Genomic DNA, 22,457 nt, shown 5'->3' on the forward strand with positions numbered 1-22,457 from the left:
GGGCGCGTGCGAAGATGAGGGCGCCATGACTGCGCCCCTGTCCTTCCGGCTGCTGCGGGCCGCCGCGTTCGCCGCGGTCTGCACGGGGCTGGGCATCGGGGCGCACCTCCTGGCCTCGGGTACGCCTCCCACGCGCAGCATCCTGCTCGGCCTGCTGCTGTCGTTCGCGGCCGCCGTGCCGGCGCTGGGGCGGGAGCGGTCGCTGGGGGTGCTGCTGCCGCTGCTGGCGGGGCTGCAGGTCGTGCTGCACCTGCTGTTCGCCCTGACCCACACGGCGGCCGTCGCCGCGCCCGCCGTTCATCCCCACGGGCACGCCCACCAGGGGTCGCCGCCCGGCGGCCTGAGCATGGTCGTGCTGCACGGGTGCGCCGTGGCGCTGACCGCGCTGTGGCTGTCGTGGGGCGAGGCGCTGCTGTGGGACGTGCTGCGCCACCTGGCCATGCGCTTCGTCCGGGTGGTCCTCGCCTGGATCGTCCCCGAACCCGTCCGGTGCGCGGCCGTCCCGTTCACCGAGCCCCGGCCGCCGCTGTCGGCGCCGCTGCGGCACACGGTGCACCGCCGGGGACCGCCCGGCCCTCTCTGATCCACGTCGTCTCCACGGCCCCGGGCGGGGTCGTCACTCCCGCGCGCCCGCGCGGGCTCCTTCGACTGTCCCGGAACGCGACCGCGGCATGCCCGCGCGTCCTCCGGACGTATCAGAGAGGCCCCTTCATGAACGTCAACCGTCCGTTCCCGGCGACGTGCGCCGCCATCCTGCTGGTCCCGGCGCTGCTCACCGGCTGCGGCTCCGGATCGTCGCCCGCCGAGGGCGCCCCGGCCCCGGCCACGTCGACCCCGCGTCCGGCACTGTCGATCACCGACCCGTGGGTGAAGGCCGCCGGGTCCGGGATGACCGCGGCGTTCGGCACGCTGGTCAACCACACCGACAGGCCGATCACCGTGGTCTCGGCCACCACGCCCGCCGCCCGGCGGATCGAACTGCACGAGGTCGTCGCCACCGGCGGCGCCTCGAAGATGCGGCCCAAGCAGGGCGGTTTCGTCGTCCCGGCGCGCGGCGCGCACCGGCTGACGCCCGGCGGCGACCACATCATGCTGATGGACGTCACCGCACCCGTGGAGCCGGGCGCCGAGATCGCGTTCACGCTGCGGCTCTCCGACGGGACGACCTTCGCGTTCACCGCCGTCGCCAAGGAGTTCAGCGGGGCGCGCGAGAGCTACGACCCCGGGACGCGGCATGGCTGACCTGTCCCGGCGGGGCCTGCTGACCGGCGGCGCGGTGACGGCCGTGGCCGGGACCCTGGCCGGGTGCAGCGCCGAACGGCCGGTGGCGACGGCGCGCCCGCCGGCGACCGGATCGGCGATCGAGCCGTTCCACGGCCCCCACCAGGCGGGCATCGCCACCGTCCCGCAGGCCCACGCCGTGTTCCTCGGGCTGGACCTGCTGCCGGGCACCGGCCGCGGCGACATCGCCCGCATGATGCGGCTGCTCACCGACGACGCCCGGCGGCTCGCCCAGGGCCGTCCGGCGCTGGCCGACCCCGAACCCGAACTGGCCGCCCCGCCGGCCCGGCTGACGTTCACGTTCGGGTTCGGGCCCGGCCTGTTCACGGCGGCGGGCCTGGAGGACCGGCGGCCGGAGGCGGTGCGGCCCCTCCCGTCGTTCGGGATCGACCGGCTGGAGGACCGCTGGAACGACGGCGACCTGCTGGTGCAGATCTGCGCCGACGACGGCGTCGTCCTCGCCCACGCCCTGCGCATGGTGGTCAAGGACGCCCGGGCGTTCACCCGGGTCCGCTGGGTGCAGCGCGGCTTCCGCCGCAGCCCCGGCGTGCAGCCCGCCGGGACCACCCAGCGCAACCTGATGGGCCAGCTCGACGGCACCGTGAACCCGTCCCCGGGAACGCCCGGCTTCGAGCGGGCCGTGTGGGTCACGGACGGCCCGGCGTGGCTGCGCGGCGGCACCACCCTGGTCCTGCGCCGCATCCGCATGAACCTGGAGAAGTGGGACGAGGCCGACCCGGTCGCCAAGGAGTTCGCGGTGGGCCGCCGCCTGGGCACCGGCGCCCCGCTGACCGGCCGCGCCGAACGCGACGAGCCCGACCTCGCCGCCGTGGACTCCCGCGGCCTCCCGGTCATCTCCGAGAACGCCCACATCCGCCTGGCCCGCGCCCCCGCCCCGGAGCTGCGCATCCTGCGCCGCTCCTACAACTACGACGAGGGCCTGACCCCGGAGGGCCGGTCGGACTCGGGCCTGTTGTTCGCCTCCTACCAGGCCGACATCACCCGCCAGTTCCTCCCCGTCCAGCGCCGTCTGGACGAGGGAAACGACCTGCTCAACCTGTGGACGACGCCGATCGGCTCGGCCGTCTTCGCCATCCCCCCGGGCTGTGACGAGGACGGCTGGATCGGCCGGACCCTGCTGGGCTGAGCGCCGGACGGCCCGGCCGCCGCAGCCGGCGGCGGCCGGGCCTCACCGGGCCGGCGGCAGCGACGCCCGTGCCGCGGCCAGCATGCGGACGGCCCGCGGACGCCCGGCCAGAACGTCGAGGAGAATGTCGTAGCCGACCCCGATCACCGGGGCCGGGACGCCCCGGGGCGCCATGATCCGGGTCAGCCAGCCGGTGAAGTCCTCCAACAGGGAGACGTCGTCCACCAGCAGGGCCGCCACGAGGAAGTCGAGGATGTAGCCGAAGTCCTCGCGGGTCTTCTCCAGCTGCCACGCCGAGTAGCCGGCGGCGTCCGGCACCTTCGCGGTGAAGGCGTGCATCGCCTGCTCGACCAGGTCGTACCGCCGGTCGGCCAGCAGGCGGTGCTCCTGGTCGGGCAGGTGGTCCAGGGCGGGGGCGGGATCGGTGAACGCCGGCCAGTCGTGCGCCAGCCGGGCGGCGGCCCCGGCGGCGTCGGCGGCCCAGGCGTCGGCGCCCAGCAGCCGCGCCCAGCGTCCGTCCGGCCCGAACCCGGGACCTCCGGCGAGCACCGGCACGCCGGTGTGCCGGACCGCCTCGATCATCCACCGGGCGCCGGGCAGCGACGCGGCGAGCACGCAGGACAGCGCGACCGCGTCGGGTCCCTTCTCGGAGACGAACCGCGCCAGGTGGTCGGCGGGCGTGCTGGCGCCCAGGAACGTCACCTGCCAGCCCTCGGCCCGCAGCGTCTCGGCGACGATCCGGGCGGCCAGGGCGTGCCACTCGCCGTCCACGCAGGCCAGCACCACCCGGCCGCGCGGCGGCCCGGCGGCCGCCGCGCGCAGGCCCAGCGCGGTGACCACCCGGTCGCAGATGTGCGTGGCGGCGTGCTCGCGGGCCACGTTCCAGCTCGCCTCGGCCCAGTGCTCGCCGACCCTGCGCTGGGCCGGCGCGACCAGGTCCGTCAGCACCCGCGCGACCGGGACCCCCGCGTCCACCAGGCCGCCGGCGATCCGCATCGCCGCCGGTTCGTCGGCGGCGGCGATCGCCGCGAAGAACCCCGCGGACGCCGCCTCGTCCACCGTCGCGCTCACGGTCCCCCCTCCGGCCACGCCTGCAACGCCAGCAGCGCGATGTCGTCGTGCTCACGGCGCCGCAGGTACTCCAGGACCAGCTGCATGAGCCGTTCCACGGCCGCCCCCGGCGGCGCGCCGGCGCAGGTGCCGAGGTCACGGACGAGCCGCTGCTCTCCGTACATCCGGCCGGAGTCGTCACGGGCCTCGGTGACACCGTCGGTGTAGAGCAGCAGCATGTCGCCCGGTGCCAGCAGCACGTCCCGCTCCTCGAACGACGCGTCGTCGAACGCGCCCGCGAACATCCCCGTCACCTTCACCGTCTCCACCTCGCCGCCCCGGCGCAGCACCAGCGGCGGCGGATGCCCGCCCCCGGCCAGCCGCACCCGGACCGCGCCGTCGGGCAGCACCTCGGGCCGGCCGACCAGCAGCGTGACGAAGCCGCCCTGGTCATGGCTCATCAGCGTCCGGTTGAGCAGCTCCAGCATGGCCAGCGGCGCGCTGTCGACCACGGCGGCGGTGCGCAGCGCCTGCCGCACCCGGCCGGTGTAGACGGCCGCGTCGACGCCCTTGCCGCAGACGTCGCCCAGGGCGAACACCCATCCGCCCGAGGGGTCCGGCAGCATCTCGTAGAAGTCGCCGCCGATCAGCATGTCCTCCGACGCCGGCCGGTACGCCGCGCCCAGCCGCAGCCCCGCCTCCTCCGGCAGCGCGGGCGGCAGCAGGGCCGACCGCAGCCGCTGCGACATCCGCACCTGCCGGTCGTGCAGCCGGGCCGCGTCCAGCGCCAGCGCCACCCGGTCGGCGTGGTCGCCGATCAGCGACAGCTCCGCCGCCCCGTAGGGCCTGGCGCGCACCAGGGTCATCACCCCGAAGCACGTCCCCTTCGCCATGAGCGGCAGCAACACCACCGTCACGGCGCGGTCCGGCTCGATCCCCGGCGGACACAGCTCCCGGGCCTGTGCCGGGGGCACGCCGTCGTGCACCTCCCGCCGGCCCTCCGCCAGCACCCTGGCGACGCTCGGGCGCAACGGCTCGTCCGCGGAGAAGGCCACCCCGCCGCCGGGCCCCGCAACGGCCGTTTCCGTGGCCGCCCCCTCCGTGCGAAGCGTCACCCCGCAGTGGTCGGCGAGCCCGTCCACGGTCAGCCGCGCCGCAAGCCCCCAGGTCCGGCGCAGGTTGAGGGTCCCCGACAACGCCCGGGCGGCACTGGACAGACGCGTCCAGCGTTCCCGGTCCTCGCGCAACGCCGCCTCGACCTCACGCTGCTCGGTCACATCCCGCACCAGCCAGGCGACCGCCCCGTCGGGCAGCGGCACCCGCCGCCCGTTCAGCCACCGCCCGCCGTGCGGCCCGTCGAACGACCGGCGCCCCCGCCGCACCGCCTCGGCCAGCAAGGACACCGTTTCGCTTCCCGGCTCCCGTCCCGCCGGCGGATCCCCGAGCAGCCGGCACGCCGCCGCGTTCGAACGCACCACCGTACCGTCGGGCCCCAGGACGACCACCGCCTCATCGAGCGCATCCAGCAACGCCCGCTCGTCCACCCCCTGCCCGGCGGCGGACCGCGGCCCCTGCTCCATGCCCCGGCCGGACGAACCGGCCTCGGCGCCCCGCAAGAACCAACCCCTCGAGTGATGAACGGACGGCCGCTCCGGCCCCCGATGGTGCGCTGGGTCTTACCTCGGTCCCCTGACCCCATCACCGTACCCGGCCATATCCCCAGGACTCGCCCGCGATTCCCGGTGGCGGCCGCTCGTCACATGCCGCGGCGGCCGACTCGGGTGAGGTCGATCTCGATGTCGTACGGCACGGAGACCTTCAGCCGGTCGTGGTGGATCCCGGTCAGCGCGTAGCACTCGGTCGCCGGGTCCAGCTCGTAGACGTACACCACGTGTGCCGGGGCAGACCCTCCATGTGGAGGAAGTCGTCAGCGATGAAGCCGCCCGGCGGCGGTATCACCCATTCTGGCAGTGCGGCGATGCCCATGAGGTCACTTCCTGCAGCCAGGTGTGGCGAGCGAGTATTGGCAGGTAATCAGTGCAGGCTGCCTGCGACCAGCCTAACGCGTTGGGCCCGACACGTCGGGCATCCAGAGCACCGGAGGTGCCCGGATCAGTGGTCGGGGGGTTCGTGGCGGGCCAGGAGGGTGCGGAGTTCGGCGAGGTGGCGGGCGGCGCGGGTCTTCTCGGCGCCGTTGATGCCCATGGCGCTGAGGGAGGTGCCGTCGGACAGGTCGAGGGTGGGCCAGGGGTCGCCCTCGCCCATGGTGACGCGGAGGATCTCGGGCCAGGTGAGGCGGCGGGTGCGGAAGGCGTTGACGACGGTGAGGCCGTGCTCGTCGGCCTCGACGCGGCAGCGCGCGAACATGTGCAGCAGCCAGCCCAGGAACAGGCCGAACACGACCAGCAGGACGCGGTCGGCGAGCTGGAACTGGGGGGCCACCACGACGGCGAGCACGATCATGCCGAACACGATCACACCCGCCATCGTGTAGGCGACGATCCGGGTGCGGCGCGGACGCCACACCCGGACCGCTGGCCGCGCGTCAGACGACCGCAACGCAGCTCCGGCGCAGTGCGGATCGCCCGACGCGCATCTGGGACTCGGAACCGCGTTCAGTCAACGATCTTGGAGATGGGAAGCTCGAGGATGTCGCGGGCGCCGGCCGCCTTGAGGGCGGGGATGAGGGTGTTGACGCCGCGCTTGGCGACCACCGACTCGACCGCGTGCGCCTCGCCGCCGGCCAGGGAGGTGACCGTGGGCGAGGACATGGCGGGCATGATGTCCAGCACCTTCTGCAGGTCGGCGGCGGAGACGTTCAGCTTGAGCAGGACCTGGCCGCGGGCCCGGATGACCCCCTGCAGCAGCAGGGCGATGTCCTCCATGGCGGCGCGCTTGTCGTCGTTCTCGTAGGCCTGCCGGTTGGCGACCAGCTCGGTGTAGCTGGTCAGCAGGGTGTCGAGGATGCGCAGGCCGTTCTTGCGCAGCGAGGAGCCGGTCTCGGTGAGGTCCACGATCGCGTCGACGATGTCGGGGACCTTGGCCTCGGTGGCGCCGTACGAGGGGACGACGGTGGCCTTGACGCCGTGCCTCTCCAGGTAACGCTGGGTCAGGGCGGGGAACTCGGTGGAGATCCGCACGCCCTCGGGCAGGTCGGTGACCTTCTGCCAGGGTGCGTCGTTGGGCACCGCCATGATGACCCGCACCGGGTTGGAGGTGGCCTTGGAGTACTTCAGCTCACCGAGGCTGACCACGTCGGCGTCGGTCTCGGTGATCCAGTCGCGACCGGTGATGCCCAGGTCGAACAGGCCCTGTTCGAGGTAGGTGGGGATCTCCTGGGGGCGCAGCACCCGCACCCGGTCGATGCGCGGGTCGTCGATGGAGGCCCGGTAGTCGCGGTCCGAGGAACGGCGGACGGTCAGGTCCGCGGCGTCGAACAGCTCCATGGTCGCCTTCTCCAGCGACCCCTTGGGCAGGACGAGGGACAGCACAGTCGTTGGCCTTTCGGTCGAAGGGATGTCGAGGTGTCCGGGACCGGTCTCAGGAGCCCAGATGCTCCGACAGATGCCCGGCGGGACCGTGGTGCCGCAGACCTCGCAGGGTCAGAGCCGTGTCGAGAGCGGCCACAGTCGCCTCCCATCCCTTGTCTTCGCGGCTGCCCGGCAGCCCGCTGCGATCCAGTGCCTGCTCAATGGTGTCACACGTGAGGACTCCGTTGCCCACCGGAGTGGCCTCGTCAAGGGCAACTCTGGTCAAACCCGCGGTGACGGAGTCGCACACGTAGTCGAAGTGAGCGGTCTCCCCCCGGATGACCGCGCCCAGGCAGACCACCGCGTCCAGGTCGCGGGCCAGCTGCTGGGCGATCACCGGCAGCTCCAGCGCGCCGGCCACCCGGACCACCACCGGGTCGTCGACGCCGCACTCCTTGGCCGCCAGCACCGCCCGCTCCAGCAGCCGGTCGGTGATCTGGGCGTGCCAGCGGGTGCAGGCGATGCCGAGGGTCACCCCGGCGGCGTGCACGGCGCTCTGCTCGGGACGTCCGGTGCCGCTCATGATCGGTTCTCCTCCGGAAGGTAGGGGCGGGCGGTCACACCAGGTCCTCGATCCGGTGGCCGAGACGGTCCCGCTTGACGGACAGGTAGCGACGGTTGTGCTCGGTGACCACGACCGGCATCGGCACCCGGCCGCGCACCGCCAGGCCGAAACCCTCGAGCCCGGCGAGCTTGGCCGGGTTGTTGGTCAGCACCCGGATGGAGCGCACCCCCAGGTCCAGCAGCATGTGGGCGGCGTTGGAGTACTCGCGGGCGTCGGCGGGCAGCCCCAGCTCCAGGTTGGCGTCGACGGTGTCGTGCCCGGCGTCCTGCAGCGCGTACGCCTTGAGCTTGGCCAGCAGCCCGATGCCGCGGCCCTCGTGGCCGCGCAGGTACAGCACCACGCCGCGGCCCTCGGCGGCGATGGCCTCCATGGCGGCGTCGAGCTGGAAGCCGCAGTCGCAGCGTTCCGAATGCAGCACGTCCCCGGTGAGGCACTCGGAGTGGACGCGCACCAGCAGGTCCTCGCCGTCGGCGAGATCGCCGTAGACCAGGGCGACGTGCTCGCCGCCGTCGATGGCGCTGGAGAACCCGATGGCGCGCCAGATGCCGTACCGGTTGGGCAGCCGGGTCTCGACCTCGCGGCTGACCATCGACTCGGTGCGCCTGCGGTACTCCGCCAGCTGCTCGATGGAGATCAGCTTCAGGCCGTGCTCCTTGGCGAAGACCTGCAGCTCGGGCAGCCGGGCCATGGTGCCGTCGTCGTTGACCACCTCGGCCAGCACCCCGGCGGGCGGCAGCCCGGCCAGCCGGGCCAGGTCGACGGCCGCCTCGGTGTGGCCGCGGCGGGCCAGCACCCCGCCCTCGCGGTAGCGCAGCGGGAAGATGTGGCCGGGCCGCACCACGTCCTGCGGGGTGGTGGCCGGATCGCACAGCAGCCGGATGGTGTGCGCGCGGTCGGCGGCGGAGATGCCGGTGCTGACGCCCTCGCGGGCGTCCACGCTGACGGTGAACGCGGTGCGCATCCGGTCGGCGTTCTGCGCGGTCATCAGCGGGATGTGCAGCCGGTCCAGGTCCTCGCCGAGCATCGGCATGCAGATCACGCCGCTGGTGTGCCGGATGGTGAACGCCAGCAGCTCGGGGGTGGCCTTGGCGGCGGCGAAGATGATGTCGCCCTCGTTCTCGCGGTCCTCGTCGTCGACCACCACGACGGCCCTGCCCGCCGCCAGGTCGGCCAGCGCGTCCTCGATGGAGTCGAAGATGCCGTCGTTCACCATGCCGTCCGCCTCATTTCCCAGGTGTGCCTGATCGCCCGCGGGCGTTCCGTTCCGTGCCCCGCCGGTCATGCCTGCTCCCCGCTCATCCGCGGCGCGCCCTGAGGCACCGGCTCTCCTCGTCGCGCGCTCCTCGCCGATCCGGCGCCGCGCGTCTCCGGCCCGTTCACCGGCGCCCGCTCCGCCGCGGAACGGGCCGGGCCCGCGTCCTCCCGCCGGTGGGCCCGGTACTGGCGCAGCCAGTCGCGGTAGCCGACCAGCACCATCACCAGGAACACCCCGTACACCGCGCCGGACACCACCAGCCCGGACGCGAACGCCAGCGGCACGCCGACCAGGTCGACGGCGATCCACACCAGCCAGAAGTCGGTCAGCGCCCGTCCCTGCGCGTAGGTGGCCACGGCGCTGCCGACGAAGATGTACGCGTCCGGCAGCGGCGCCCACGACCAGCCGGTGGCCTCGAAGAACGCGGCGACCAGCGCGGTGCCGGCGGCCATCGCCCCGATCAGGGCGAGCCGTTCCCGCCCGGTGGCCGGGCGCACCGGCAGGTCCTCGCCGGTCCGGCCCCGGGACCACCTCCACCAGCCCCACGCCGCCAGCACGCCGAACATCACCTGCTTGAGCGCGTTGCCCGACAGCCCGGCGCCGATCGAGGCCACGAACAGCAGCACCGAGCCGGTGAGCTGCACCGGCCAGGTCCAGATGGTCTTGCGGATGGCCAGCGCCACGGTGCCGAGCGCGGCGGCGTTGCCGACCAGGTCGGTCCACAGCACCTTCTGGCCCAGGACCTCGAAGCCCGCCTCCCACCAGCTCATCGGGTCACCTCCGGGCGGGCCGCGGTGAGCCGCTCGACGTACTTGGCCACCACGTCGACCTCCAGGTTGACCGGATCGCCGGGGGCCTTGTGCCCGAGGGTGGTCAGCTCCAGGGTGGTGGGGATCAGCGACACCGACAGGTGCTCGTCGCCGGCCTCGACCACGGTGAGGCTGACGCCGTCGATGGCGATCGAGCCCTTCTCGACGATGTAGCGGCTCAGCCCGGCGGGGACGGAGACGGTGACGGTCTCCCACCGCTCCCCCGGCTCGCGGGACAGGATCCGGCCGACCCCGTCGACGTGGCCCTGCACCAGGTGGCCGCCGAGCCGGTCGGACAGGCGGACGGGACGCTCCAGGTTGACCCTGGCGCCGGGCGCCAGCACGCCGAGGCTGGACCGGTCGAGGGTCTCCTTCATCACGTCGGCGGTGAACGCGCCGTCGGCCGTCTCGACCACGGTCAGGCAGACGCCGTTGACCGCGATGGACGCGCCGTGCACGGCGTCCTCGGTGACCAGCGGCCCGCGCACGGTCAGCCGGATCGAGTCCCCGCAGGGCTCCACTCCGACGACCTCGCCGAGCTCCTCGACTATGCCGGTGAACATCTCGCGCTCCTCTCGGGGCAGGTGCCGGCCTGGAACGGTCCGGGCCTGGGCGGTGGCCGTGGTGAACGCCGCCGGGGAGGAGCCGTCCGGACTCGGGGGTGCGGGAGCGGCCGCCGGCGGCACCGGCTCGAGGGAGCGGGCGGCGACGCCGGGCGGCACGAAGCCGTCCGGTCCGGTCGCGCCGGTCTCGGGTGGTCTCACCCCGGGCCTCCCGCGTCTCGTCGAGACGGTCCTGGCTCCGGGGGAACGTACGGGTGACGTACGGGTACGGCGCACCCGCGCAGGGGCGCCTCGCGCGCTGCCTCCCATCCGGACTTTCACCGTCGGTCCCGGAGTTCCACCGGGTCAACCGGCCGATGGATTCGGCCGGGTCGCGGACTGTCACCGCCGGTTCGGAATTTCACCGACCCCGGAGCACGCGTTCACTGGCTCAGAACCAGTGTGCCATGTCGGAAATTCCGCGCCACACGCGAGCCCGCCCACCGGGACGCCCGCCGCTCCGTTCGGCGATCTCCGCAGGGGGTATCTGTCCGGTCGGCCCGGGACGACCGGAGGTGACCATGGACGTGATCGCACTGATCGGCCGGATCGTGTTCACGGCCATCTTCATCGGCTCGGCCGTCGGGCATCTGACGGCCACCGACGCGATGGCCGGGTACGCGCAGGCCAAGAAGCTGCCGCAGCCCCGGCTGGCCGTGCGGGCGTCCGGGATCTACATCCTGGTGGCCTCGGCGATGCTGATCCTGGGGATCTGGCCGGATCTGGCGGCGCTGGCGCTGGTGCCGTTCCTGCTGATGACGGCGTTCATCTTCCACGACTTCTGGACCGTGCGGGATCCGGGCACCCGCCGGCAGGAGCAGCTCCAGTTCCTCAAGGACGTCTCGCTGGTCGGCGGCGCGCTGGCCATCTTCGCCATGTACGCCGGCGACCCGCATCCGGGGCTGAACCTGGTCGGCCCCCTGTTCTAGTCCCCGGCGACCAGCAGCCCGTCCGGGGTCACCGTCACGGATGTGAGATCGGTCACCACGACGTCCGCCTCGGCCAGGGCCGCGGCGGGATGGCTGGTGGTCACCGCCAGCACCCGGCCCCCGGCGGCCCGCCCGGCACGGACGCCCGCCGGGGAGTCCTCGACGATCGCGCAGTCCCGCGGGGCCACGCCCAGCCGCCGGGCGGCCAGCAGGTAGCCCTCGGGGTCGGGCTTGCCGTGCCGGACGTCCTCGGCGGTGATCACCACCTCGGGCAGCGGAAGCCCGGCGGCCCGGCGGCGCACGTCCAGCAGCGGCCGGTCCATCGACGTCACCAGCGCCCAGGGCCGGCCGTTCAGGGTCTTCAGCAGGTCCGCGACGCCCGGCAGCGCGACGACGCCCTCGGTGTCGGCGGCCTCCAGCTCGTCGAGGCGGGCGGCGCCCTCGGCGACGCGCCCGGGGGGCAGGAACTCGGCGACCCGGTCGGCGGTGCGGCGGCCGTGCGCGTCGGCGAGGAACTCGTCGGCGTCGACGCCGTACTCGGCGGCCCAGCGGCGGGCGGTGCGCTCCACCACGGCGGTCGAGTCGATCAGGGTGCCGTCCACGTCCAGCAGCACGGCGGCGGCCGGGATCTTCCGGGGGCTCATGTCCCATGATCTTCCCCGGGAACCGCCGCCGATCACGCCACCGCCGGGGAACGGCGCCGGGACATCGCCACGGCCAGGGTGAACACCGCCAGGCCGGCCACGCCGAGGACGGCCGAGACGGGAGGCAGCGACGCGATCGGCCACAGCGACAACAGGCCCCCGCCCAGGGCTCCGCCGACGGCCACGCCGACGTGGGCGGTGCTGGTGCTGAGGGCCAGGGCCTGCGGGGCGACCGGCCCCGCGAGCCGGAAGAGCCGGGCCTGGATGGCCGGGGAGTTCCAGAACGCGGCGCCGCCCCACAGCACCGACAGCGGCGCGATCGACCACAGCGGCACGGGACGCAGCGGCCACAGCGCCGTGAACACCGCCAGCGCCACCGCGAACACCGTCCGGCGCGGCCACCGGGCGACCACGACGGCGGCCACCGGAGCGCCCACCGCCACGGTCAGCGAGAACGCGGTGACGAGCTGGCCCGCGGCCGCCTCGCTCACGTGCAGCCCGGCGGCGATCTCCGGCAGCACCCCCGCGATCACGTGGTCGTCGGTGTAGAACACGAACGCCGCGAACAGCAGCCCGAGCAACCAGAAGGGCATGCAGGCGATCCTTCGCGCCCGGGGCGGTCCGGGGCAACCGGATAATCCCCGGCGGGTCAGTCCCCGGCCGCGGCCTCCGCCTTGGCGCGCAGGTTGCGGACGGCCTCGGCGGGGTCGTCGGCGCCGTAGACGGCGTTGCCCGCCACGAACACGTCCGCGCCGGCCTCCGCGCAGCGTTCGATGGTCTCGGCGCTGACCCCGCCGTCGACCTGCAACCACACCGGCAGGTCCCGGCCGGCGATCATCTGCCGGGCGCGGCGGACCTTGGGCAGCACCACGTCCAGGAACTTCTGGCCGCCGAACCCGGGCTCCACCGTCATGATCAGCAGCATGTCGATCTCGCCCAGCAGGTCCTCGTACGGCTCCACCGGGGTGGCCGGGTTGATGCCCAGCCCGGCGCGGGCCCCGGCGGCGCGGATGGCGCGCAGGGTGCGGATCGGGGCCTTGGCCGCCTCGGCGTGGATGGTGACGCTGCCCGCGCCGGCCTCGGCGTAGGCGGGCGCCCACCGGTCGGGGTCCTCGATCATCAGGTGACAGTCCAGCGGCAGGGCGCTGTGCTTGAGCAGCGCCTCGACGACCGGGAGCCCCAGGGTGAGGTTGGGCACGAAGTGGTTGTCCATCACGTCGACGTGCACCCAGTCGGCGGTGTCGGAGATCAGCGCGACCTCCTCGGCGAGCCGGGCGAAGTCGGCGGACAGGATGCTGGGCGAGATCTTTGCGGCCATGATGTCCGAGTCTAGGGACCGCCGGTCAGCGCGGGTTCACCCGGTCGGGTGAGCTCGGGGGTGGTCCGCTCGGCCAGCCCGAGCCGGACGAACGCCTCCGGCGCCCCGGCGCTCAGCCACAGCCCGATCAGCGTCAGCACGGCGAAGTCGGCGGCCGGATGGTCCGGCAGGACGGCCCACAGCGCGGCGATGGGCGCGAGCCCGGCCAGGCCCGCCAGCACCCGCCCGGCGCTGCGCCCGGGCGAGCGCACCGACGGGTCGAACCAGCCGGCGCGGGTCAGCCACGACAGCCCGGCCAGCACCCCGCACAGCAGGCCCGCCGACATCGCGGCCCGTTCCAGCCCCAGGTCCCCGGTCGTGCCGCCGGCGGCGACGATGGCGCGCCGCCACGACTCCGGCAGCCGCAGATCCTCCAGGACCAGCTCGGTGAGGAGCACCGCGCAGCCCAGCAGGCCCAGCGCGACCGTGCCGCTCAGCACCAGCTGCCCGGCCATGCGGCGGCGCAGCCACCAGCGGGCGACGACGGGCCGCAGCCGGATCACGGCGACCAGCACCAGCGTCCCCACCGTCCATCCCGCCAGCACCTGGCCGAACGAGTGCACGCCCAGGTACACGCGGGACGCGCCGACCAGCGCGACGATCACCGCGGCGGCCGCCCACGCCCAGCGGCGCCCCAGGTGGTACGCCAGGAACCCGTACGCCACCAGCGAGCCCTGGGCGTGGCCGGACGGCATCCCGAACGACGACTCGGTGGACTGCTCCTGCAGCGCCGGGTCGGTCCAGTACGGCCGGGGCTCGGCGAAGCTCATCTTGAGCAGCACGTTGATCATCGCGCTCAGCGCGAGCGCCACCGCCGCCCGGGCCGCCGCCCGCGGGTTCACGCACCAGAACGCCAGCACCAGCAGCGGCAGGTAGAACCCGGCGCTGCCGACGAACGACATCACATGCATGAAGGCGGTCATCTGACCGTGCTGCCCCGGTAAAGGCGGGTCATGCGGTCCGGCGCAGCAGCGCCAGGAACATCGCGTCGGTGCCGTGCCGGTGCGGCCAGAACTGCGCGTACGGGCCGTCGCCCAGTCCGTCCAGTGCCCCCGCGGCGACCCGGCGGACGGCCTGCGGGGAGTCCAGCCGTTCCACGTCGGCCCGGTCGCGGAGCACGTCGTCGACCACCACGCGGGTCTCGGCCAGGTGCGGCGAGCAGGTCACGTACGCGACCACTCCCCCGGGCCGCACCGCCTCCAGCGCCGAGGCCAGCAGCCGGCGCTGCAGCGGCCCCAGCTCGGCCAGCGAGGAGGGCTCGCGCCGCCAGCGGGCCTCCGGGCGGCGGCGCAGCGCCCCCAGGCCGGTGCACGGCGCGTCCAGCAGCACCCGGTCGAACGAGCCCGGCCGCCAGGCGGGGGCCGTGCCGTCCACCACGGCGACCCCGGTGCGCCCGTCGACCGCGCGGCGCACCAGACCGGCCCGGTGCGGCTGCACGTCGCAGGCCAGCAGCCGGGCGTCGCGCCCCGCGGCCAGGCCCGCCAGCAGGCCCGCCTTGCCGCCGGGCCCGGCGCACATGTCCAGCCAGCGGGCGTCCGGCCCGTCCAGCGGCGTGTCCGCCAGCGCCAGCGCGACCAGCTGGCTGGCCTCGTCCTGCACGGCGGCCCGGCCGTCGCGGACCGCGTCGATCGCCGCCGGGTCGCCCTCCGGCAGGACCGCGGCCAGCGGCGAGTACGGGGCGGGCTCGGCGCCGGCCTCGACCAGCTCGGCGGCGGTGGCGCGGCCGGGCCGGGCGACCAGGGTGACGCGGGGCCGCTCGTTGTCGGCGGCCAGCAGCGCCTCGATCTCCGCCCGGTCGGCGCCCAGCGCGTCCCGCAGCGCCGTGACGATCCAGCGGGGATGGCTGTGGGTGACCGACAGCCGGCCGACCTCGTCGCCCTCGGGCGCCACGATCGCCAGCCAGGCCGCGAGGTCGCGGGTGGCGACCTTGCGCAGCACCGCGTTGGCGAACTTGGCCTGCCCCGGCCCGGCCACCGAGCGGGCCAGCTCCACGGCGGTGCCGACGGCGGCGTGCGGCGGGATCCGGGTGCCCAGCAGCTGGTGGACGCCCAGCCGCAGCACGTCCAGCAGCGGCCCGTCGATGCGGTGCAGCGGCCGGTCGCTGCACACCTGCAGGATCGCGTCGTAGGTGCCGCGCCCGCGCAGCGTCCCGTAGGTCAGCTCGGTGGCCAGCGCGGCGTCCCGGCCGGTCAGCCCGCGGTCGCGGAGCCGGCCGGGCAGCAGCAGGTTGGCGTAGGCGTCCCGGGTCTGCACCGCCCGCACCACCTCGTAGGCGGTGCGCCGGACCAGGTCCTCGGGGCGGCGCGGGCCGCCGGGGCGCCGGTTGCGGTCCCTGCGGTCCCGGGCTGTACGGGGTGCCATCAGACCAGCACGTCCTCGTCGGTCAGGGTGATGCCGCGCATCCAGTCGGCGGCGGGCATCCGGCGCTTGCCCTGCGGCTGGACCTCGCCGAGCGCGACCGGGTGGGTGGCGGTGCCGACCAGCACCTCCCGCTTGGACGCCCGGATCCGGCCGGGGGGCAGGTCGCCGGCGCCGGCGGCGAGCCGGACCGGGCCGAGCTTGAGCCGTTCGTCGCGGAACGTGGTCCACGCGCCGGGGGCCGGGGTGCAGGCCCGGACCAGCCGGTCGACGCGCAGGGCGGGGGCGGTCCAGTCGACGCGGGCGTCGGCGGTGGTGAGCTTGGCGGCGTAGGAGACCCCCTCGGCGGGCTGCGGCCGGGGCTCCAGCACGCCCTGCTCGATGCCGTCCATGGTGTCGGCCAGCAGCCGGGCGCCCGCGCGGGCCAGCCGGTCCAGCAGCGCGCCGGCGGTGTCGTCGGGCCGGACCGGCTCGGTCAGCATCCCGTACACCGGCCCGGTGTCCAGATCCTCCTCGATCTGGAACGTGCAGGCCCCGGTGATCTCGTCGCCGTGCAGGACGGCGTGCTGCACCGGGGCGGCGCCGCGCCAGGCCGGCAGCAGCGAGAAGTGCAGGTTGACCCAGCCGTGCCGGGGGATGTCCAGCGCCACGCGGGGCAGCAGCGCCCCGTAGGCGACGACCGGGCAGCAGTCCGGGGCGATCTGGCGCAGCCGGTCCAGGAACTGCGGGTCCTTGGCCTTGGCCGGCTTGAGCACCTCGACGCCCGCCTCGGCCGCGCGGCGCGCCACCGGGCTGGGGGTCAGGCGGCGGCCCCGCCCGGCGGGCGCGTCGGGCCGGGTGACCACCGCGGCCACCTCGTGCCGGGACTCCAGCAGCGCCTCCAGGGCGGGCACCGCCGTCTCCGGCGTTCCGGCGAAGACCAGCTTCATCGACTCCATGCCTCCATCAGCGGACTACCCCCGAGCGGCCCGGCCGCACGCGGCTACAGGGCCCTGCCGAAGGTGCGGTGCGGCGAGTCCTTGATCACCGGGGCGGGCTCGCCGAACCACTCGGCCTGGCGGATCGCCTTCATCGCGGCCTTGCGCTGCTCGGGGTCCATCCGGTCGATGAACAGGATGCCGTCCAGGTGGTCGGTCTCGTGCTGCACGCAGCGCGCCAGCAGGTCGGTGCCCTCCAGCACGATCGGCTCGCCGTACATGTTGAACCCCTTGGCCACCGCCCGCCACGCCCGCTTGGTGGGGAAGCTGAGGCCGGGCAGGGACAGGCAGCCCTCCTCCCCGTCCTGCTCCTCGTCGGACAGGTCGAGGGTGGGATTGACCACATGACCGAGCCGGTCGTCGACGTAGTAGGTGAACACCCGCAGGCTCACCCCGATCTGCGGCGCCGCCAGGCCGACGCCCGGGGCGTCGATCATCGTGTCGGTGAGGTCCTTGACCAGGGTGCGCAGTTCCTTGTCGAAGTCGGTGACCGGTTCGGCGGGGGTGCGCAGCACCGGGTCGCCGAACAGGCGGATGGGTTTGACGGCCAACGATGGCTCCTGTCAGGGCTGGGAAAGGCGGTCGTTCCAGTCTAGGGAGACTTCCGGCCGCTCATCCCGCGCGCGCCGCCCGGGCCGCCGCGGCCAGCTGCGGGTCGGGGACGTGCGCGGCCAGCGCGTCCAGCACCGCGCCGGCCTGCGGGTGCCCCAGCCCGCCCATGCCCTCGATCAGCAGGTCCAGCCCGGCGCCGTCGGGCAGGTCGGCCAGCGCGGCGGCGACCGCGTCGGCCGGGTCGGCCGACTCCAGCATCGCCGCCACCGTGTCGGCCAGCATCCAGGCCAGGTCGGAGTGCCGGGGCTCGGCCTCGGCGTCGCCGTGCTCGTGCAGCCACAGCCGGGCGTACGGACCGGTCGCCGGGTCGTCCAGCGCGGCCCGCACCGCCGCGGCGGCGTCCGGGCCGACCTCGCCGAGCACGTCGGCGGCGACGCTGCGGGCGCCGGGCCCGCCGGTCCGCATCACCTCGATCAGGTCGGCGGCGGCCTGCTCGGCGGGCCGGGCCGCCAGCCAGCCGGCGATCTCCTGCCCGGCGGTCCGCTCGCGGTGCCAGGCCAGCCCGGCGACCAGCTCGGCGGCCGGGCGGTCGGCCAGCTCCCCCACCACCGGGGCGACGAAGCCCTCCGAGCGCAGCAGCTCCCGCACCCCCCACACGCCGAGCGGGGCCAGCTCCAGGCCGCCGGCGGCGGGCTCGACCACGCCCCAGGACTCCAGCTCGTCCAGCTCGCGGCCGAGCAGGTCGGCGACCTCGGCGGGCGCCGGGGCGTGCCCGTGGTCCATCCGGGTGTCCAGCAGGTGACCGGCCAGCGCCGCCGCCAGGCCGTCGCGGTCGGCCGGCTCCTCCTGCTCGTACAGGTGGATCAGCACCCCGGTGAGCTCGGCGCGCACCAGCCGGGCGGTGTCGCCGTCGGCGACCGCGCCGGCCCCGCCGACCACGGCCTCGTCGAACAGCCGCAGCCAGGCGGCCAGCACCGCCTCGTCGTCGCCGTCGCGCAGGTCGTCCAGCAGCGGGCCGGGGGCGGCCCGGCCGCCCTCGACGGTCAGCGCGCCGGCCTCCACCGCGGCCCACCACAGGCGTTCCAGGTCGGGCAGGTCGGCCAGGTCCGCCGGTCCGGCGGCCGGGCCGGGCAGCCCGGCGGCCTCGGCGGCACCCGGCAGGTCGCCGGGGACCGGCTCGCCGTGCTCGGTGACGGCCCGCCCGCCGGCCCACCCGGCCAGCGCGCGGACCCGGTGCAGCAGGCCGGAGGCGCGGGCGGCGGCGGCCAGCTCGGGCAGCGGCGCCAGCGGCACCGCCGGCACCGTCATCTCCTCGGCCTCCCGCAGGTAGGCGGTGGCCCGGTCGATCCGCTCCTCCTCGCTGAGCCGTTCGAAGTCGCCCAGCCAGGCCTGCACCGCCTGCTCGTCGTCGAGGCGGACGCCGTCGGCGAGCATCATGCCGCGCACCACCTCGCCGGCGGTCTCCCGCTCGGCCTCGTCGATCTGCGCGATCACCTCGGCCAGCCGCGGCTGCAGCGCGGTCAGCTCCTCGTGCAGCGCGCCGGCGGCGCCGGGGGCCAGCCGCCCGGTGCCGGCCAGGAAGTCCACCATCGACCGGGCGGTGTCCACGATCGACGGGACGTCGGCGGCCTCGGCCACGACCTCCTCGGGGAACGTCTGCAGCATCAGCCGGCGCAGCCGCTCCGGTGTGAGGTCGGCCGGCCCGCTCAGGCCGGGCTCCCGGCCGGCCAGGTCCAGCAGCAGTCGGATCCCGTACACGTCGACGCCGTCCCCGGCCCCGCCGGCCCAGCGGTCGAGGTCCTCGGCGGTGATGTCCACCCAGTCGTCAGCCACCCGGAAACCCTAGCGCTCAGATGAGCTCCAAGGGGTCGATCTGCACACGTACCGGGTCGGCCGCCCGGCGGGCGCTGCGCACGCCCTGCGCCTGCTTCAGCGCCCGGCCCAGCGCGGGCCCGGCGGCGCGCGGCACCCGGACCAGCGCCCGCTGCCGTTCCGGCTCGCCGGCCTGCTCGCCGATCCCCTCGCCGGGCACCGGAACGGGCCCGAGCACCTGCGCGCCCGGCGGCAGGCGGGTCTCGGCCAGCAGCTCGCGGATCGCCGCCGGGGTCCCGGTCAGCGACGCCATCCGGACGGCGGGCGGGAAGCCCAGCTCGCGCCGGTCGGCCAGCTCCCGTTCGGCCAGGGTGACCGGGTCCCAGCGGAGCAATGCCTGCACCGGCGGCAGCGACCCGTCGGCCAGCACGATCACCGGCCCGGCCGGGCGGACCAGCGCGGCGGCGTTCATCCAGCGGCGCAGCGCCTCCTCGGCGGCGCGCAGGTCGGCCCGCCCCAGCAGCACCCAGCCGTCCAGCAGCAGCGCCGCCGCGTACCCCCCGTCGGCGACCGGCTCGGCCCCGGGGGTGGACACCACCAGGGCGGGCGCGGCGCCCACCCGGTCCAGCACGCCGTCGCGGCCGGAGGTCCGCACCGGCACCCCCGGGAACGCCCGGCCCAGCTCCTCGGCGGTGCGCCGGGCCCCGACCACCGCGGCCCGCACCCGCCCGCCGCCGCACTCGGGGCACCGCCAGTCCCCCGCGATCCGGCCGCACCACCGGCAGTACGGGGCGGCGTGCGAGGACCGCAGCGCCAGCGGTCCCTGGCAGGCGGCGCAGCGGGCCGGCTCGCGGCAGCGGCCGCAGCGCAGCCCCGGCAGGTAGCCGCGCCGGGGCACCTGGACCAGCACCGGCCCGTCGCGCAGCGCCTGCCGGGCGGTGCGCAGCGCCAGGACCGGCAGGCGCGCGGTGCGGGCGGCCTCGTCCTTGGCCAGTTCCTCGTCCTCCCCGGCGGGCCGCACCCGCGGCATCACGGTGCGGATCCGCTGCCGTTCGGCGACCAGGGCGTGCGCCCATCCGGTCTCCACGAGCACGGTGGCCTCGGCGGTGCGGGTGAACCCGCCGATCAGCGCCCCGGCCCCCGACCGGTGGGCGCGCAGCGCCAGCACCTCGCGCGGATGCGGGTACGGGGCGTGCGGCTCGGCGTGGACGTCGTCGCCGTCGTCCCACAGCACGACCAGTCCCAGGTCCCGTACGGGGGCGAACATGGCGGCGCGGGTGCCGACCACCGCCCGGGCCCGCCCGCGCAGCACGGCGAGCCACCGGCGGTAGCGTTCGGCCGGTCCCGGCTCGGCGGTCAGGGCGACGTGCCGGGCCGATCCCTCCAGCGCCTCGGCCAGCGCGGCGTCGACGCGGGCGACCTGGCGGCCGTCGGCGAGCACCACGAGCGCGCCGCGCCCGCCCGCCAGGGTGGCCTGCACGGCCCGGGCCACGGCCTCGGGCCAGTGCGGGCCGGGCAGCGCGGTCCACACGGCGCGGGGGGCGCGGCCCTCGGCCAGCGCGGTGAGGAACGACGGCCCGGCCGGGTAGTGCGCCCACGGTCCGGGCGCGGGCGGATCGGGCCGCCACTCCTCCGGTTCGGGGGGCGGCTCGGCCTCGATCCGGGCGTGGCGGGGCGGGACGGCCAGCCGCAGCACGTCGGCGAGGGTCCCGGCGTACCGGTCGGCGATCTCGCGGCCCAGCGCGGCGATCTCGGGGGTGAGCACCGGTTCGGGCGAGACGACCCGTTCCAGGAACGACAGCCGCCCGTCGTGGTCGCTGTCGGCCACGCGGTCCAGCAGGAAGCCGTCCACCAGCTGCCCGGCGAACCGCACCCGCACCCGGCAGCCGGGGACCGCCGCGGCGTCCATCTCGACCGGCACCAGGTAGTCGAACGGCCGGTCCAGGTGCGACAGCGACACGTCCACCAGCACCCGCGCCACCGGCAGGGTCTCGGCGGGCCGCCGCGCGCCCTTCCCGGCGGGCCTGCGGCGCGGCGTCGCCTTGGGCGCGGTCCCGGGGATCTGCTCCATCCCGAAGATGGGTTCCACCACGCCGCCGTTCGTCACGGTCCCGTCCTACCAGATGGGGCGGACACCGTTCCGCCCGCCGCCGGGCGCGCGGAACGCGCTCGGCGACGGGCGGCGAGGGTCGGGCGACCGCGACGGAGCTCCGGCGGCCCGGGGGTCGCCCCCGGGCCGACAGGTCAGCGGGTCACAGACCGGCGGCGGTGCGCAGCGCCTCGGCGCGGTCGGTGCGCTCCCAGGAGAAGTCCGGCTCCTGGCGGCCGAAGTGGCCGTAGGCGGCGGTCTGCGAGTAGATCGGCCGCAGCAGGTCCAGGTCGCGCACGATGGCGGCCGGGCGCAGGTCGAAGACCTCCAGCACGGCCTCCTGGATCTTGCCGACCGGGACCTTCTCGGTGCCGAAGGTCTCCACGAACACGCCGACCGGCTTGGCCTTGCCGATCGCGTAGGCCACCTGCACCTCGGCGCGGTCGGCCAGCTCGGCGGCCACGATGTTCTTGGCCACCCAGCGCATCGCGTACGCGGCCGAGCGGTCCACCTTGGAGGGGTCCTTGCCGGAGAACGCGCCGCCGCCGTGCCGGGCCATGCCGCCGTAGGTGTCGACGATGATCTTGCGGCCGGTCAGCCCGGCGTCGCCCATCGGGCCGCCGATCTCGAACCGGCCGGTCGGGTTGACCAGCAGCCGGTAGCCCTCGGTCTCCAGGTCGAAGGAGGCCAGCACCGGGTCGACCACGTGCTCCTTGATGTCGGGGGTCAGCAGCTCCTTCAGGTCGATGTCGGGAGCGTGCTGGCTGGAGACCACCACGGTGTCCAGGCGGACCGCGCGGTCGCCGTCGTACTCGATGGTCACCTGGGTCTTGCCGTCCGGCCGCAGGTAGGGGACGGTGCCGTCCTTGCGGACCTTGGCCAGCTGCTCGGCCAGCCGGTGCGCGATGGTGATCGGCAGCGGCATCAGCTCGGGCGTCTCGTTGGTGGCGTAGCCGAACATCAGGCCCTGGTCGCCGGCGCCCTGCCGGTCCAGCTCGTCGGACGCCTCGCCCTCGCGGGCCTCGTAGGCGTCGTCGACGCCCTGGGCGATGTCGGGCGACTGGGCGCCGATGGACACCGACACGCCGCAGGAGTGGCCGTCGAAGCCCTTCTTGGAGGAGTCGTAGCCGATCTCCAGGATCTTCTCGCGGATGACCCCGGGGATGTCCACGTAGGTCTCGGTGGTCACCTCACCGGCGACGTGCACCTGGCCGGTGGTGATCATGGTCTCCACGGCGACCCTGCTCTTGGGGTCGTCCTTGAGCATCGCGTCCAGGATCGCGTCGCTGATCTGGTCGGCGATCTTGTCGGGATGTCCTTCGGTGACGGACTCGGAGGTGAACAGGCGGCGAGACACGTTACGTGAACTCCTTGCAGCGGCTGCTGACTGACGTCGCAGGTCGGACTGTGCATCGGCGGGCGGCGCGGGTGGACGCCGCCGAGGTGTCCGCCGAAGTGTATCGGGAACGGTTTATCGGCGGCTTCTTCATCCTGCACCCT

At 75.1% G+C, this 22,457-nt stretch carries 22 protein-coding genes, 1 pseudogene and 1 riboswitch; of the genes and pseudogenes, 4 read left to right on the forward strand and 19 right to left on the reverse strand.

Going from position 1 to position 22,457, the window contains the following annotated elements; genetic code table 11:
- The first annotated feature begins 25 nt into the window (after nt 1–25).
- The 3 genes from HNR21_RS27245 (at nt 26) to HNR21_RS27255 (ending at nt 2,428) form a co-directional block, all read left to right on the forward strand.
- On the forward strand, nt 26–583 hold the full coding sequence (locus HNR21_RS27245) for an MFS transporter (RefSeq protein WP_182707450.1): 558 nt from the start codon (nt 26–28) through the stop codon (nt 581–583).
- 128 nt (nt 584–711) lie between these two features.
- Entirely contained in the window at nt 712–1,242 is a 531-nt protein-coding gene (locus HNR21_RS27250; RefSeq protein ID WP_182707451.1) for a copper chaperone PCu(A)C, read from the forward strand.
- Complete coding sequence (locus HNR21_RS27255) at nt 1,235–2,428, forward strand: Dyp-type peroxidase (protein WP_182707452.1); 1,194 nt, start codon at nt 1,235–1,237, stop codon at nt 2,426–2,428. Before HNR21_RS27250 ends, HNR21_RS27255 begins: the two co-directional genes overlap by 8 nt.
- Nucleotides 2,429–2,470: 42 nt before the next feature.
- On the opposite strand, the gene HNR21_RS27260 is transcribed toward HNR21_RS27255, so the two are convergent.
- From HNR21_RS27260 to HNR21_RS27300, 9 genes and pseudogenes are all read right to left on the reverse strand, one after another.
- A complete protein-coding gene (locus HNR21_RS27260; RefSeq protein WP_220500318.1) occupies nt 2,471–3,499 on the reverse strand; it encodes a cobalamin-dependent protein in 1,029 nt (342 codons plus the stop codon).
- Nucleotides 3,496–5,094, reverse strand: coding sequence for a SpoIIE family protein phosphatase (locus HNR21_RS27265; RefSeq protein ID WP_182707453.1), 1,599 nt, complete (start codon nt 5,092–5,094; stop codon nt 3,496–3,498). Before HNR21_RS27265 ends, HNR21_RS27260 begins: the two co-directional genes overlap by 4 nt.
- 140 nt (nt 5,095–5,234) lie before the next feature.
- A pseudogene (locus HNR21_RS27270) lies at nt 5,235–5,369 on the reverse strand (Uma2 family endonuclease); the annotation flags it as partial.
- Nucleotides 5,370–5,590: 221 nt separating this feature from the next.
- Nucleotides 5,591–6,037 carry a PH domain-containing protein gene (locus HNR21_RS27275; protein ID WP_246442344.1) on the reverse strand — a complete coding sequence of 149 codons (447 nt, stop codon included), beginning with the start codon at nt 6,035–6,037 and terminating at the stop codon, nt 5,591–5,593.
- A gap of 56 nt (nt 6,038–6,093) precedes the next feature.
- Complete coding sequence (gene hisG / locus HNR21_RS27280; protein ID WP_182707454.1) at nt 6,094–6,969, reverse strand: ATP phosphoribosyltransferase; 876 nt, start codon at nt 6,967–6,969, stop codon at nt 6,094–6,096.
- Nucleotides 6,970–7,018: 49 nt separating this feature from the next.
- Nucleotides 7,019–7,531 carry a 6,7-dimethyl-8-ribityllumazine synthase gene (gene ribH, locus HNR21_RS27285; protein WP_119729732.1) on the reverse strand — a complete coding sequence of 171 codons (513 nt, stop codon included), beginning with the start codon at nt 7,529–7,531 and terminating at the stop codon, nt 7,019–7,021.
- Nucleotides 7,532–7,565: 34 nt separating this feature from the next.
- Complete coding sequence (locus HNR21_RS27290; RefSeq protein WP_119729731.1) at nt 7,566–8,786, reverse strand: bifunctional 3,4-dihydroxy-2-butanone-4-phosphate synthase/GTP cyclohydrolase II; 1,221 nt, start codon at nt 8,784–8,786, stop codon at nt 7,566–7,568.
- A gap of 65 nt (nt 8,787–8,851) precedes the next feature.
- On the reverse strand, nt 8,852–9,598 hold the full coding sequence (locus HNR21_RS27295; protein ID WP_182707455.1) for a nicotinamide mononucleotide transporter family protein: 747 nt from the start codon (nt 9,596–9,598) through the stop codon (nt 8,852–8,854).
- Nucleotides 9,595–10,200 carry a riboflavin synthase gene (locus tag HNR21_RS27300; protein WP_182708864.1) on the reverse strand — a complete coding sequence of 202 codons (606 nt, stop codon included), beginning with the start codon at nt 10,198–10,200 and terminating at the stop codon, nt 9,595–9,597. Before HNR21_RS27300 ends, HNR21_RS27295 begins: the two co-directional genes overlap by 4 nt.
- Nucleotides 10,201–10,491: 291 nt before the next feature.
- Nucleotides 10,492–10,622, reverse strand: a riboswitch (FMN riboswitch).
- Between the two features lie 138 nt (nt 10,623–10,760).
- On the opposite strand from HNR21_RS27300, the gene HNR21_RS27305 reads away from it, so the two are divergent.
- Nucleotides 10,761–11,168 carry a DoxX family protein gene (locus HNR21_RS27305; protein ID WP_182707456.1) on the forward strand — a complete coding sequence of 136 codons (408 nt, stop codon included), beginning with the start codon at nt 10,761–10,763 and terminating at the stop codon, nt 11,166–11,168.
- Here the strand turns inward: HNR21_RS27305 and HNR21_RS27310 are convergent.
- The 10 genes from HNR21_RS27310 to metK all read right to left on the reverse strand — a co-directional run bounded on the left by HNR21_RS27310 (nt 11,165) and on the right by metK (nt 22,314).
- Nucleotides 11,165–11,812: an HAD-IA family hydrolase gene (locus tag HNR21_RS27310; protein WP_182707457.1), complete on the reverse strand. Its 648-nt coding sequence runs from the start codon at nt 11,810–11,812 to the stop codon at nt 11,165–11,167. The genes HNR21_RS27305 and HNR21_RS27310 overlap by 4 nt on opposite strands.
- Before the next feature lie 32 nt (nt 11,813–11,844).
- Nucleotides 11,845–12,405 carry an MFS transporter gene (locus HNR21_RS27315; protein WP_182707458.1) on the reverse strand — a complete coding sequence of 187 codons (561 nt, stop codon included), beginning with the start codon at nt 12,403–12,405 and terminating at the stop codon, nt 11,845–11,847.
- Nucleotides 12,406–12,461: 56 nt separating this feature from the next.
- Entirely contained in the window at nt 12,462–13,130 is a 669-nt protein-coding gene (gene rpe, locus HNR21_RS27320; protein WP_182707459.1) for a ribulose-phosphate 3-epimerase, read from the reverse strand.
- 11 nt (nt 13,131–13,141) lie between these two features.
- Nucleotides 13,142–14,092, reverse strand: a complete 951-nt coding sequence (locus HNR21_RS27325; RefSeq protein WP_182707460.1) for a phosphatase PAP2 family protein — start codon at nt 14,090–14,092, stop codon at nt 13,142–13,144.
- A gap of 28 nt (nt 14,093–14,120) precedes the next feature.
- Nucleotides 14,121–15,530 carry an RsmB/NOP family class I SAM-dependent RNA methyltransferase gene (locus tag HNR21_RS27330; protein ID WP_182707461.1) on the reverse strand — a complete coding sequence of 470 codons (1,410 nt, stop codon included), beginning with the start codon at nt 15,528–15,530 and terminating at the stop codon, nt 14,121–14,123.
- A complete protein-coding gene (gene fmt / locus HNR21_RS27335; RefSeq protein WP_182708865.1) occupies nt 15,530–16,456 on the reverse strand; it encodes a methionyl-tRNA formyltransferase in 927 nt (308 codons plus the stop codon). The genes HNR21_RS27330 and fmt overlap by 1 nt, the downstream gene beginning before the upstream one ends.
- A gap of 53 nt (nt 16,457–16,509) precedes the next feature.
- Nucleotides 16,510–17,055, reverse strand: a complete 546-nt coding sequence (gene def / locus HNR21_RS27340) for a peptide deformylase (RefSeq protein WP_182707462.1) — start codon at nt 17,053–17,055, stop codon at nt 16,510–16,512.
- A gap of 61 nt (nt 17,056–17,116) precedes the next feature.
- Nucleotides 17,117–18,889, reverse strand: coding sequence for a hypothetical protein (locus HNR21_RS27345; RefSeq protein WP_182707463.1), 1,773 nt, complete (start codon nt 18,887–18,889; stop codon nt 17,117–17,119).
- Between the two features lie 16 nt (nt 18,890–18,905).
- On the reverse strand, nt 18,906–20,939 hold the full coding sequence (locus tag HNR21_RS27350) for a primosomal protein N' (RefSeq protein WP_182708866.1): 2,034 nt from the start codon (nt 20,937–20,939) through the stop codon (nt 18,906–18,908).
- A gap of 181 nt (nt 20,940–21,120) precedes the next feature.
- Nucleotides 21,121–22,314, reverse strand: a complete 1,194-nt coding sequence (gene metK, locus HNR21_RS27355) for a methionine adenosyltransferase (RefSeq protein WP_119729720.1) — start codon at nt 22,312–22,314, stop codon at nt 21,121–21,123.
- Between the last annotated feature and the right edge of the window lie 143 nt (nt 22,315–22,457).

The sequence above is a fragment of the Thermomonospora cellulosilytica genome (assembly GCF_014138835.1).
Lineage (GTDB): Bacteria > Actinomycetota > Actinomycetes > Streptosporangiales > Streptosporangiaceae > Thermomonospora > Thermomonospora amylolytica.

What these genes read in the sequence shown, in the direction of transcription:
- ribH (WP_119729732.1), bottom strand. Translation starts at nt 7,531, where the DNA reads ATGAGCGGCACCGGACGTCCCGAGCAGAGCGCCGTGCACGCCGCCGGG.
- HNR21_RS27255 (WP_182707452.1), top strand. Translation starts at nt 1,235, where the DNA reads ATGGCTGACCTGTCCCGGCGGGGCCTGCTGACCGGCGGCGCGGTGACG.
- HNR21_RS27350 (WP_182708866.1), bottom strand. Translation starts at nt 20,939, where the DNA reads ATGGAGCAGATCCCCGGGACCGCGCCCAAGGCGACGCCGCGCCGCAGG.
- HNR21_RS27245 (WP_182707450.1), top strand. Translation starts at nt 26, where the DNA reads ATGACTGCGCCCCTGTCCTTCCGGCTGCTGCGGGCCGCCGCGTTCGCC.
- HNR21_RS27305 (WP_182707456.1), top strand. Translation starts at nt 10,761, where the DNA reads ATGGACGTGATCGCACTGATCGGCCGGATCGTGTTCACGGCCATCTTC.
- HNR21_RS27325 (WP_182707460.1), bottom strand. Translation starts at nt 14,092, where the DNA reads ATGACCGCCTTCATGCATGTGATGTCGTTCGTCGGCAGCGCCGGGTTC.
- rpe (WP_182707459.1), bottom strand. Translation starts at nt 13,130, where the DNA reads ATGGCCGCAAAGATCTCGCCCAGCATCCTGTCCGCCGACTTCGCCCGG.
- HNR21_RS27310 (WP_182707457.1), bottom strand. Translation starts at nt 11,812, where the DNA reads ATGAGCCCCCGGAAGATCCCGGCCGCCGCCGTGCTGCTGGACGTGGAC.
- HNR21_RS27300 (WP_182708864.1), bottom strand. Translation starts at nt 10,200, where the DNA reads ATGTTCACCGGCATAGTCGAGGAGCTCGGCGAGGTCGTCGGAGTGGAG.
- HNR21_RS27290 (WP_119729731.1), bottom strand. Translation starts at nt 8,786, where the DNA reads ATGGTGAACGACGGCATCTTCGACTCCATCGAGGACGCGCTGGCCGAC.
- HNR21_RS27250 (WP_182707451.1), top strand. Translation starts at nt 712, where the DNA reads ATGAACGTCAACCGTCCGTTCCCGGCGACGTGCGCCGCCATCCTGCTG.
- fmt (WP_182708865.1), bottom strand. Translation starts at nt 16,456, where the DNA reads ATGAAGCTGGTCTTCGCCGGAACGCCGGAGACGGCGGTGCCCGCCCTG.
- HNR21_RS27330 (WP_182707461.1), bottom strand. Translation starts at nt 15,530, where the DNA reads ATGGCACCCCGTACAGCCCGGGACCGCAGGGACCGCAACCGGCGCCCC.
- HNR21_RS27295 (WP_182707455.1), bottom strand. Translation starts at nt 9,598, where the DNA reads ATGAGCTGGTGGGAGGCGGGCTTCGAGGTCCTGGGCCAGAAGGTGCTG.
- HNR21_RS27315 (WP_182707458.1), bottom strand. Translation starts at nt 12,405, where the DNA reads ATGCCCTTCTGGTTGCTCGGGCTGCTGTTCGCGGCGTTCGTGTTCTAC.